This is a genomic window from Winogradskya consettensis (assembly GCF_018332715.1).
Lineage (GTDB): Bacteria > Actinomycetota > Actinomycetes > Mycobacteriales > Micromonosporaceae > Actinoplanes > Actinoplanes consettensis.
On sequence record NZ_BOQP01000024.1, the window covers coordinates 77617 to 88993 of the forward strand.

Genomic DNA, 11377 nt, shown 5'->3' on the forward strand with positions numbered 1-11377 from the left:
TACTTACCTATCTTGCGTACTGGCGGTAATACGCCTGGTTCCAGCGGACCCGGTCGGCGAAGTCATGGGTCGTGGTGTGCTCGTCGATCACGAGCAGCTCGGTGTGCAGCATGGTGGCGAAGTCCCGCAGCGGCTCCACGCCGACCGCCTGGGTCAGCACGGTGTGGTGCGGGCCGCCCGCGGTCAGCCAGGACTCGGCGGAGGTGGAGAGCGACGGGGCCGGCTTCCAGACGGCGCGGGCCACCGGCAGCGCCGGTAGCGGCTCGTCCGGGGCGGTGACCTCGACGGTGTTGGCGACCAGACGGAACCGGTCACCCATGTCCGCGATGCCGATCACCACGGCGTCGCCGGCCTTCGCGTCGAACACCAGCCGGACCGGGTCCTCGCGGCCGCCGATGCCCAGCGGGTGGATCTCGCAGGACGGCTTCGCATCGGCGATGCTCGGGCACACCTCGAGCATGTGCGCGCCGAGGATCTTCTGCTCGCCCGGGCCGAAGTGGTAGGTGTAGTCCTCCATGAACGAGGTGCCGCGACCGGTGCCCGTACCCATGGCCTTCACGGCCGCGAGCAGCGCGGAGGTCTTCCAGTCACCCTCGCCGCCGAAGCCGTAGCCGTCGGCCATCAGCCGCTGCACGGCCAGGCCGGGAAGCTGCCGGAGCCCGCCGAGGTCCTCGAAGTTCGTGGTGAACGCGCCGAAGCCGCCCTCGGTCAGGAACTGGCGCAGACCGGCCTCGATCCGCGCGGCGTAGCGCAGCGAGTCGTGCCGGGCACCGTCCTTGGCCAGCTCGGGGACGAGCACGTAGTCGTCGGCGTACTGGGCGACGAGCTCGTCGATCGCCTTCTCGTCGACGGCGTCGACGACCTCGACCAGGTCGTTCACGCCGTACGTGTTGACCGAGACGCCGAATTTCAGCTCGGCCTCGACCTTGTCACCCTCGGTGACCGCGACGCCGCGCATGTTGTCGCCGAAGCGGGCGAGCTTGAGGCCACGCAGGTGGGCGACGCCGGCGGCGGCGCGGGACCAGCCCTCGATCCGGGCGACCAGCGCCGGGTCCGAGGCGTGCCCCGCCACGGTCTTGCGGGCGACCCCGAGGCGGGTCTGGATGTAACCGAACTCGCGGTCGCCGTGCGCGGCCTGGTTCAGGTTCATGAAGTCCATGTCGATGGACGACCACGGCAGCGCCTGGTTGAGCTGCGTGTGCAGGTGCAGCAGCGGCTTGCGCAGCGCGTCCAGCCCGGTGATCCACATCTTGGCCGGGGAGAACGTGTGCATCCAGGCGATGACGCCGATGACCGACGGGTCGGCGTTGGCCTCGATCATCACCTGGCGGATAGCCGTGCTGTCGGTGAGCACCGGCTTGCCGATCAGCTCGGCGCCGATGCCACCGTCGATCAGCAGCTGCTGGATCTGCTGCGACTGGGAGGCCACCTGGTCGAGGGTCTCCGGGCCGTAGAGGTGCTGGCTACCGGTCAGGAACCAGATCTGGGGCTTCACTTCGCGGGCTCCTGTCCATAGACGTTCCTGGTGCGGGCGTACGGCGGCTGGATCGTGTTCAGTGTGCGCATGATCCGGTGCTCGCCGCGGCCGAAAAAGTCATGCCGCCGGTCATCGAGCCGGTCGGCACCACCGGGGGATCGGCGGATCACCGGGGACCCGGACGGTGCGACGGACATCGTGCAGTACCTCCGCGAAGGGGGACCGGGGTGTCACAGGACACACACCGGGCGGCGTGGATCGAGTGTGAGCGCTAACAAAACTCGTGTCAACAGTTCGTCAGCAACAACGCTGCAATGTTGGCGAAATGATGCCGCTCACAGGCGCTGCGACGCCGGTCTCAGGCCTTTCCCGGGCTGCTCAGACGCGGTGCGGGGGCGGTCCCACGCTGGACCGGGCGACCAGGGTGGGTGCGATGACGATCTGTTCGGCCGGGGGTGCCTCGTCCGAGATCTGGGCGAGCAGGAGCTCCAGGCCGGCCTGCGCGACGGCGTCGAAGGCCTGGCGGACCGTGGTCAGGGGCGGGATGAAGAACTCCGCCTCGGGGACGTCGTCGAAGCCGATGACGCTGACGTCGTCGGGCACCCGGCGGCCGTGCTCGCTCAGCGCCCGGAGCAGGCCCAGCGCCTGGTGGTCGTTGGCGGTGAAGACAGCGGTGACCTCGGGCATCCGGGCCAGCATCCGACCGGCGGCGTACCCGGAGGCTGCCGACCACTCCCCCGCGACCACCGGCGGGACCTCGGCCCCGGCGGCTTCGAGCGCGGAACGCCAGCCGTCGGCGCGCCCGGCCGCGTCGTACCAGTCGGGTGGGCCCGAGACGTGCCAGACCGTGCGGTGCCCGGCGGCGAGCAGCAGCTCGGTCGCCTGCCGGGCGCCGGCCGCCTGGTCGACCGTGACCAGGGCGCGCGAGCGGGCCGGGTCCCCGTCGATCGTGACCAGCGGGACGTCGTCCGGCATGTCGTCCAGGGCGTCGTCGGCCGAGGCCACCGGGGCGATGACCACGAGCCCCGCGACCCGCTGATCGAGGTGGCGCTCGACGGCACCGGCGATGGACTCGCGGTCCATCCGGCCCACGCTGCCCACGCTGACGGCGAAGCCCGCCTCGGCCGCGGCCTGCTCGAACGCCGCCAGCAGAGATGCCGGGCCGTAAAGCGTGCTGTTCTGCGCGACGATGCCGATGAGCTGGGAACGGCCGGTGACCAGGGCCCGGGCCGCGCTGTTGGGGCGGTAGCCGAGCTCGGCGATCGCCGCACGGACCCGCAGGCGGGTCTGCTCACGCACATTGGGATGATCGTTGAGCACGCGGGAGACAGTCTGATGGGAGACGCCTGCCAGTTTGGCGACATCGGTCATCGCGGGGCTGCGCACTGCTCGCAGATCCATCGCCGCACCTCGTCCCGGTCGTGACCGCGTGACGAACCGCGGTCGCCGCATCGTAGCGCTCAAAAAGGGACATCCCGGGGACACGTTGTGTGTCCCACGATTCGGAACCCGGATGCATTGTTAGCGATAACAAGCTCCGCGTCAACGCCCTGTCGCGCTGAGTTGCCACCGGATGCGTACGCTCGGCGGTGATGGACGCCATCCCGCTCCCGCCCGCCTCCGGCCATGTCGTGCTCGGCACCGGCCGCGATGACGGTTTCTCCTCGCTCCGCCGTCCGGCCCGCCCGCGCAAGGAGCGATACGAGCTCGGCCGCTCCCTGCGCGACCGTGCGCCGCGCTCGGATCTCGGTCAGTGGCGCCCCGCGCCCGGTCGCGCCGACCCGATCGACCAGCTCACCGACGCGCACGAGGGGCGGCTCGACTGGCTGATCCCGGTGCGGGTCGGGCGGATGGTCGCCAGCCCGTACGCGTTCCTGCGCGGCTCGGCGAACATCATGGCCGACGATTTTGCCACGCTCCCGCACACCGGCATCACCCCGGTCATCTGCGGCGACGCGCACCTGGGCAACTTCGGCTTCTACGCCTCCCCCGAGCGCGAGCTCGTCTTCGACCTCAACGACTTCGACGAGGCCCACCCCGGTGCCTGGGAGTGGGATCTGCGCAGGCTCGTGACCAGCGTGTACGTCGCCGGCCGACAGAACGGGTTCCGCGAGCACGACTGCGCGGACGCCGTGCGCCACTGCGTGCAGGAATACCGCGAGCAGATCGGGCACCTCGCCGCGATGCCGCTGCTGGCCCGCTCCTTCGAGACGATCGACGTCGACGACATGCGCAAGGCCGCCAGCAAGCAGAGCTTCAAGGAGGAGATCGAACGGGCGGCCCGCCGCGCCCGCCGTCGCACCAGCGACCGGGCGCTGCCCCGGTTCACCGAGCAGCGTGACGGCACGGCCCGTCTGGTGCAGGAGCCGCCGCTGATCACCCGCCCCACCGACGAGGACCTCGACCTGCTGGCGGAGGCCCTCGACGGCTACCTCAACACGCTTCCCCCGCACTGGGCGCGCATTCTCGCGGGCTATCGCATCGTGGACATCGCGCACAAGGTGGTCGGGGTCGGGTCGGTCGGGCTGCGGGCGTACGTTGCGCTGTGTGAAGGAAGCAGCCCCGACGACGTGGTCTTCCTGCAGCTCAAGCAGGCCCGTCGCTCGGTCGTCGCCAAGCATCAGCACGGCGAGGCCGCCTGGCACCGCCACCAGGGCCAGCGCGTCGTGGAGTACCAGCAGGCGCTGCAGACGGTCAGTGATCCGCTGCTCGGCTGGACAACCGTCGGTGACCTGCAGTTCTACGTGCGGCAGTTCCGGGACATGAAGGGCGCGATCGTCATCGAGGACATCAACGCCTCGGCCCTGGAGGACTACGCCGGCATCTGCGGCTACCTGCTCGCCAAGAGTCACGCCCGCACCAGCGGCGCGTCGATGATCGCCGGCTACATCGGAGGCAGCGACAAGTTGGACGACATGCTGAGCAGATTCGCCCGCGCCTATGCGGACCAGGTCGAATCCGACCACGCCCGCCTGGTCGACGCCGTCCGGACGGGCGTCCTGCCCATGGTGACGGCGTGAGCGGGCGGCTGGATCTGAACGCGCCGGCGGTGGTGGACTTCTGGACCGAGCGGCACCTGTGCACGCTGACCACGCTGCGTGCCGACGGGTCGCCGCACGTGGTGCCGGTCGGCACAACGGTCGACCGCGAGGCGGGCCTGCTGCGGGTCATATCGTCACGCACCGCCGTCCACGTCCGGCACGTGCTGGCCGGCGCCGAGCGGGTCGCGATCTGCCAGGTCGACGGCGCCCGCTGGGCCACGATCGAGGGCAGTGCGGTGATCCGCGACGACCCGGAGTCGGTGGCGGAGGGCGAGAAACGCTACGCCGAGCGCTACCGCACCCCCCGCCCCAACCCGCAACGCGTCGTCATCGAGGTCTCGATCACCAAGGTGATCGGCTCAGCGACCCTCGGCGCTCCGCGGTAGGAGACACAGGCGGCTGCCTGCCCCGGGCGGGAACCGGCCGGGGGTACCGCAACTACCCCCGGCCGGCCCACCCCCATCGTAAGGAGTCACATGATCCTCCGGCTTGCGGTGGCCGGCGCGAGAACGGACCTCGGGCACCGGATCGCCCGTCGCCGACGCCGCGACAAGATCACGCAGAGCGAGCCGGACGAGGCTTAAAGAAAGTTCAGAGCTGGATATATCTCGATGCATTGACATCGCTCACCTGCGGATCGATGCTCGGGTTGCGGCCCGTTCGCGGTTCGCGAAGGTCAGGGGTGCTCCCCCACGTGCCCGCCTCGCGGCTCCTCTGCCCGGACGCCATCCCCTGCGGGCCCCCACCCGGCAGGCGTCGAAACCGGCGGCCGACCGTGGATGTGACCATGACGATCTCCCGCCGGTTCGCCGGCCTCTCCGCCCTGCTGCTCGCGGGCGTGCTCGGCCTCGCCGTGCAGACCGTGACGTCCGCGACCGGTGCGGACGCCGCCCAGACCGCCATCCGCGCCGCCGACCCCAGCGTGCTCCGCGTCGGCGGCACCTACATCTCGGTCCAGTCGATCAACGGCGGCATCGGGGTACGTCAGGCCGCCTCCCCCGATGCCCTCGCCGCCGCCACCGTGCGCCAGGTCTTCACCGACAACCAGGGCCTCGGCGAGGTCTGGGCCCCCGAGATCCACGTCGACGGCGGCCGTTTCTACATCTACTTCACCATGGGCACCGGCGCCGCCCACCGCATGTACGTGATCAGCTCGGCGGCGGCGGACAGCGGTTACGGCGCGGCGACCAAGCTCAACCTCCCGGACGACCGCTGGGCCATCGACGGCACCATGTTCGTCTTCAACGGCCAGCGCTACTTTGTCTGGTCCGGCTGGGCGGGCACCACCAATGTGGAGCAGAACCTCTACATCGCCAGGATGACGAGCCCGACGGCGGCGACGGGAGCCCGGGCGATCATCTCCCAGCCCCGCGAGAGCTGGGAGAGAGTCGTGGGGAACCCCTTCATCAACGAGGGCCCCGAAGCGATCAGGGACCCCAGCGGCCAGCTCCACGTCACCTATTCGGCCAACGGCAGCTGGAGCGACCAGTACTGCATCGCCGACCTGCGGTTGCGTGCCGGCGGCGACCCCATGTACGTCTGGGACTGGTACAAGTCGAACGGCTGCCTCTTCGGCTCGAACCGGGCGACCATGATGACCGGCTGGGACCCGACCCTCAACGTCAACGGCCCCGGGCACCACACGTTCGTCCTGCTCAACGGCGACATCAACACGAGCCCGCCGGCCGGTTCCCGCTTCCCGCTGATGTTCCACGCCGTCCCGAAGGGCACGCCGTACTCGTGGGCCAACCGCTCCTGGTACACCGGGACGTTCATGTGGTGGGGCGCCATCACCTACAGCCGGGCCAACGTGCCGGGCTCGCCCACGGACACCGGCTGGAGCCTCAAGTTCTTCGAGTGACCGCTCACCGGGTGGTCAGGCGGATCTCCGTGTAGGCCCGCAGCACGAACGTCGGGCGGTGCACCGGCTCCGCGGCGAGCGCCAGGGCCGGGGCGTGGTCGAGCAGGGCGGTCAGGCCCGCCTGGAGCTCGATGCGGGCGAGCGGGGCTCCGAGGCAGAAGTGCAGGCCCGCCCCGAAGCCCAGATGCGGGTTGGGGTCGCGGCCCACGTCGAACCCGTCCGGCTCGGTGAAAACCCCGGGGTCGCGGTTCGCGGCCCCGAGGAGCGCGGCGACCTGGCCGCCCGCCGGGATCGTGACGCCGGCGATCTCGACGGGGGCGGCGGCCGTCCGGACGAACATGTGCAGCGGCGGGTCGTACCGGATCATCTCCTCGCCCGCGGTCCCGGTCAGCGTCCGGTCGGCCCGCAGCCGGGCCAGCTGACCGGGATGCCGCAGCAGCGCCACCATCCCGCCGCCGAGGGCGTTGACCGAGGCCTCGTGCCCGGCGTTGAGCAGCAGGATCGCCGAGGCGACGAGCTCCTCCCCGCTGAGCCGGTCGCTGCCGTCCCGGACCGCGACCAGGTGACTGATCAGGTCGTCACGCGGCTCGGCCCGCCGTTTCGCCGCCAGATCAGCCAGGTACGCCGCGAACTCCCGGCACGCCCTCAGCGCGGCGGTCTCCTGCTCCGGCGTACGCGACACCTCGTACATCCGCACGATCGCGGCCGACCACGGCCGGAGCAGATGCCGGTCGGCGGCCGGAACCCCCAGCAGCTCCGCGATGACCGTCACCGCGAGCGGCTCGGCGACCTCGGCGAGCAGATCGAACTCGGTCCCGGCCGCCCGGACCAGCGCCGCGGCCTCGGCGGCGACGGCCGGCCGCAACCGCTCGACATGTCCGCGCCCGAAAGCCTGGGCCACCAGCGACCGCAGCCGGGTGTGCACCGGCGGCTCGTTCTCCATCATCTGGTGCCGGTGCAGCAGGTTGAACGGCTCCCAGACCGCGGCCGGCTCCCGGTCCCGCCAGAACCGCCCCAGCCGCCGGTCCCGCAGCACCGCGCCGGCGGCGGCATGACTCGCGGCCACCCACATCCCGGTCGGCTCGTGCCAGCTGACCGGGCCTCGCCGCCGCAGCACATCCAGCCCCGGGTACGGATCGCGCACGAACCCGGGATCGTCGAACTCGACCTCCATCCCGGAACGGTAACCCCTGCCGGGCCGGTCGCCGCGTGATGAGATGAGGTCGATGACCGTCACCCTTCGGGTCGACGCGACGCCCACCGCGGGCGCGCTCACCCTCCGCCCCTGGAACGCCGGGGACGTCGAGGCGCTGGTGGAGATCTATCGGGACCCCACCCTGCGCCGCTGGACGAGCCTCCACGTCGAGGACACCGAGGGCGCGAAGTGGTGGCTGGACATCCAGGATCGTGGCTGGCGGACCGGGAAGCGGCTCAGCTTCGCGGTTCTCGAGGACGACCTCCCCGGGGTGGCGGGCTACCTGGCGTTGAAGAGACCCGATCCGCAGGGCTCCGCCGCCGGCCTCACCTATTGGACGGCCGCCCACGCCCGGGGCCGCGGGGTCGCTCCCCGGGCGCTGGAAGGCCTCTCGACCTGGGCCCTCAGCACCGGCGGTCTCCGCCACCTCGAACTGATCCACGAGGCGGCCAACGAGGCCTCGTGCCGGGTCGCCGGAAAGGCCTCGTTCCGGCTGCACCACACGCTGCCCGACGGGAGTCACGTGCACATGCGTGATTGCCGCTGACGGTTTGGGTATGCGGGCTCATCCGCTCGGGTCGCGCCGTTGGCAGGGTGTTGAGGCATGACGTCTGCCACGCTCGCCGCGCGCACCCCGGTCACCCGGGACCGCTACGCGGACCTGCTCCGGGTCGCCTCCCTCGGAATCGTCATCTGCGGTCACTGGCTCATGGCCGTCCCGGACGAGGACGGCGAGGGCATCACCAACGTTCTCGCCGTCGTGCCCGTGCTCCAGCCGCTGACCTGGCTGTTCCAGGTGATGCCACTCTTCTTCCTGGTCGGCGGGTTCGGTCATGCCCGGGCGCTCGGGTCGCTGGAGCGCCGCGGCGGCGGGTACGCCGACTTCGTGCGGGCACGCGTGAGCCGGTTGCTGCGTCCCGCGGCGGTCTTCCTGGCCGTGTGGGTGCTGCTGGCCGTGGCCGCGGGGCTGGCGGGGCAGGATCGGGGCATGGTGCGGCTCGGGCTGCGTACGGTGGTGCAGCCGTTGTGGTTCCTGGGTGTCTATCTCGGACTCGTCGCGCTGGCGCCGGTGATGCTGCGGCTGCACCGGCGTTACGGTGTGGCTGTCCCGATCGCGATGCTCGCCGCGGCCGGTGTCGTGGACCTGCTGCGTTTCCACGGGCACTCCCAGCCGGCCGTACTCAACCTCCTCCTGGTCTGGGGCGGGGTGCACCAGCTGGGTTTCTTCTATGCGGACAGGACCCTGCAGCGGCACGGCCCGGCCCTGGCCGTCCTCGGCATGGGAACCGTGCTCCTCCTGACGACTTTCGGCCCGTATCCCGTATCCATGGTCGGACTCCCGGGAAGCCGGATGTCGAACATGTCCCCGCCTTCGACAGCGCTCGCCGCCCACTCGATATGGCTGATCGGCGTCGCCATGCTGCTCCGTGCGCCCGCGACGAGATGGCTGGAACGAGCCCGGGTCTGGCAGGCCGTCATCGCGGCGAACGGGCTGGCGATGACCGCCTTCCTCTGGCACCTGAGCGCGGTCTTCGTCCTCCTCACGATCCTCCCCACCGGCATCGGCGGCACGCCGGGAACACCGGCCTGGTGGCTCACCCGCCCGGTCTGGCTCGCGGCCGCAGCGGCCCTGACCTCGGCCTTCGTCCTCGTCTTCCGCCGCTTCGACACCACGATCCCGCGACCGGGCGGGTCGGCAGCACCCGCAGCGATCGGCGTCACGTTGTGCACTCTCGGCATCATCGGACTCTCGGCGGTCGGGCTGGGCGGGCTGCTGACCGGCCACAAGGCCGCACTGCTAGGCATCGAGGTCACCGCGCCGCTCACCCTGGCCATGATCGCTGTGGGGGCCGGGCTGGTCCGCGCGCGGATTGTCGTACCCCGGCGGTAGCGTTCCGGTATGTCAGTCGAGCTTTTGGAGGGTGCGCCGGTCGCGCTGGGCGGCCCACGAGGCATGAGCGTTGTCCGTACGCTCCCCAGCAGGCACAGACGCATGGTCGGCGCCTGGTGCTTCCTCGACGCGTACGGTCCGCACGACCTCGCCGGGTCACCGGGCATGCGCGTCGGCCCCCACCCGCACATCGGCCTGCAGACGGTGACGTGGCTGCTCAGCGGCGAGGTGCTGCACCGCGACAGCCTCGGCAACCGCCAGGAGATCCGCCCCGGCCAGCTCAACATCATGACGGCGGGCAGCGGCATCTCGCACTCCGAGGAGACCCCGGCTGAGCACGGCCCGGTGCTCCAGGGCGTACAACTCTGGGTCGCCCTGCCCGACCCCGACCGTCACATGCCCCCGGCCTTCGCCCACCACGCAGATCTCCCCGTCATCCGCGAAGGTGGCCTGACCGCCACGGTCCTGATGGGAACTCTCGCCGGCGCGACCTCCCCGGCCCGCTGCCACACCCCGCTGATGGCCGCGGAAATCACCCTCACCGCCGGCACCACCACCTCGATCCCCGTCAACCCCACCTTCGAGTACGCCATCCTGACGCTCGACGGCGAGACCACCACCGCCGGCACCGCGCTCAAACCGGGCCCGCTGCTCTACGTCGGAGCAGGCCATTCAACGCTGGACCTGAGCGCGGGCCCGCCGACGCGGGTGCTCCTGCTCGGCGGGGAACCGTTCGAGGAAAAGCTCGTCATGTGGTGGAACTTCGTCGCCAGAACATCCGAGGAGGTCGTGGCCGCCCGCGAGGCCTGGAACGCCGCCGAGCACAACGCCGGGGCGGGACCGTTCGGCGAGGTCCTGGGGTACGACGGGCCGCGCATCCCGGCGCCGCCCATGCCGATCACGACGCTGGTTGCCCGGGGGCGGGTGCGGTGAGCTCGCGGTGCGCGGATTGGGTTGACGCGGGGAGCTGAGCAGCGCATCGTCGATAAGAGACGGCTCCGAACGGGCGGGCGGTGGGCACGGCTCGGAGGTTGGGCACGGCTCGGCCTGGTGCGGCTATGCGTTCGGGCTTGGCCCGGACGTTGGGATTGGCCGGGGTGTTCGGCTTGGCCCGCGCTGGGCTTGGCCCGGCGCTGGGCTTGGCCCGGCGCTGGGCTTGGCCGGCGCTGGGCTTGGCATTCGGGCGGGGCTCGGAGCTGGGTCGGACTTGGGATTCGCGCGGGCTGAAGGAGCGCGGCGTGAGCATGGTTGACGTTGGGAAACTGGCACTCATCACTGCGGCGCCCACGCTGATCGGGGCGACTGTCGTCTACGCGCCCAAAGTCTTTGCGGTGTTGAGCCGGGTGTGGGCCGAGAAGGCACCCCAGCAACCACAACCAATCGGGCCGCCGATCGAACGACTGGCCACCGACCTGCGGCGACTGTTGCGCCTCCACGACGACTTGACCCGCTCGGCACACATGGCCATGTGCGCCCACCGGCTCTGGTCCGTCGAAGCAGCAATCGCAGTCCGCGCAACCGAAGCAGCCCGCGCCCTGGGCGTAGCCCACCAGGAACCCCCACCACCTGGCAACCTCACCCGCGCCGAACTGATCGCCCTCCTGCACTCCCTCGCCGACGCGGGCATGGTGCTGCCCAGTTCATTAGGACACTTCACCCAACACGGACGCCTCTGACCCTGACCACCCTGCGACGGCCAGCCGGCAGACGATTGCTCGGGTGGCCGAGCAGACAGATACGGCCGGGCCAAAACGGGCGGCCGGGTGGCCGGGCCGGTGCCGGGTCGCCGGGTCGCCAGGTCGTTGGGGTTGCTGGGGTTGCTGGGGTTGCTGGACGGATGGCCAGGCGCCGGGCGGATGGCCAGGGCTCGGGTCGCTGGGTGTGGCCCGGCTATGACAGGCGGTCGGGCAAA

11 protein-coding genes are annotated in these 11377 nt (G+C 70.9%); 7 read left to right on the forward strand and 4 right to left on the reverse strand.

Translation table 11 applies throughout. The features are described 5' to 3' along the window. Positions 1-7 precede the first annotated feature (7 nt). The 3 genes from araA to Aco04nite_RS22865 form a co-directional block, all read right to left on the reverse strand. On the reverse strand, positions 8-1495 hold the full coding sequence (gene araA, locus Aco04nite_RS22855; protein WP_212999287.1) for an L-arabinose isomerase: 1488 nt from the start codon (positions 1493-1495) through the stop codon (positions 8-10). Next, a complete protein-coding gene (locus Aco04nite_RS22860; protein ID WP_212999288.1) occupies positions 1492-1674 on the reverse strand; it encodes a hypothetical protein in 183 nt (60 codons plus the stop codon). The genes araA and Aco04nite_RS22860 overlap by 4 nt, the downstream gene beginning before the upstream one ends. 181 nt (positions 1675-1855) lie before the next feature. Then, complete coding sequence (locus Aco04nite_RS22865) at positions 1856-2878, reverse strand: LacI family DNA-binding transcriptional regulator (protein WP_244876213.1); 1023 nt, start codon at positions 2876-2878, stop codon at positions 1856-1858. 191 nt (positions 2879-3069) lie between these two features. On the opposite strand from Aco04nite_RS22865, the gene Aco04nite_RS22870 reads away from it, so the two are divergent. From Aco04nite_RS22870 to Aco04nite_RS22880, 3 genes are all read left to right on the forward strand, one after another. Beyond that, the gene (locus tag Aco04nite_RS22870; RefSeq protein WP_212999289.1) at positions 3070-4497 is read left to right on the forward strand and encodes a DUF2252 domain-containing protein; all 1428 of its coding nucleotides are present in this window, start codon (positions 3070-3072) and stop codon (positions 4495-4497) included. Beyond that, the gene (locus Aco04nite_RS22875) at positions 4494-4904 is read left to right on the forward strand and encodes a pyridoxamine 5'-phosphate oxidase family protein (RefSeq protein ID WP_212999290.1); all 411 of its coding nucleotides are present in this window, start codon (positions 4494-4496) and stop codon (positions 4902-4904) included. The genes Aco04nite_RS22870 and Aco04nite_RS22875 overlap by 4 nt, the downstream gene beginning before the upstream one ends. Positions 4905-5305: 401 nt before the next feature. After that, complete coding sequence (locus Aco04nite_RS22880; RefSeq protein ID WP_212999291.1) at positions 5306-6379, forward strand: glycoside hydrolase family 43 protein; 1074 nt, start codon at positions 5306-5308, stop codon at positions 6377-6379. 4 nt (positions 6380-6383) lie between these two features. On the opposite strand, the gene Aco04nite_RS22885 is transcribed toward Aco04nite_RS22880, so the two are convergent. Then, positions 6384-7553 (reverse strand): cytochrome P450, encoded by a 1170-nt coding sequence (locus Aco04nite_RS22885; protein WP_212999292.1) that lies wholly within the window; start codon positions 7551-7553, stop codon positions 6384-6386. Positions 7554-7605: 52 nt separating this feature from the next. Between Aco04nite_RS22885 and Aco04nite_RS22890 the strand changes: the two genes are divergently transcribed. The 4 genes from Aco04nite_RS22890 to Aco04nite_RS22905 all read left to right on the forward strand — a co-directional run bounded on the left by Aco04nite_RS22890 (position 7606) and on the right by Aco04nite_RS22905 (position 11141). Continuing rightward, positions 7606-8121 carry a GNAT family N-acetyltransferase gene (locus Aco04nite_RS22890; RefSeq protein ID WP_212999293.1) on the forward strand — a complete coding sequence of 172 codons (516 nt, stop codon included), beginning with the start codon at positions 7606-7608 and terminating at the stop codon, positions 8119-8121. A gap of 57 nt (positions 8122-8178) precedes the next feature. Further along, on the forward strand, positions 8179-9465 hold the full coding sequence (locus tag Aco04nite_RS22895; RefSeq protein ID WP_212999294.1) for an acyltransferase family protein: 1287 nt from the start codon (positions 8179-8181) through the stop codon (positions 9463-9465). 9 nt (positions 9466-9474) lie between these two features. Continuing rightward, entirely contained in the window at positions 9475-10398 is a 924-nt protein-coding gene (locus tag Aco04nite_RS22900; RefSeq protein WP_244876214.1) for a pirin family protein, read from the forward strand. Positions 10399-10709: 311 nt separating this feature from the next. Further along, complete coding sequence (locus Aco04nite_RS22905) at positions 10710-11141, forward strand: hypothetical protein (RefSeq protein ID WP_244876215.1); 432 nt, start codon at positions 10710-10712, stop codon at positions 11139-11141. Positions 11142-11377: the final 236 nt, after the last annotated feature.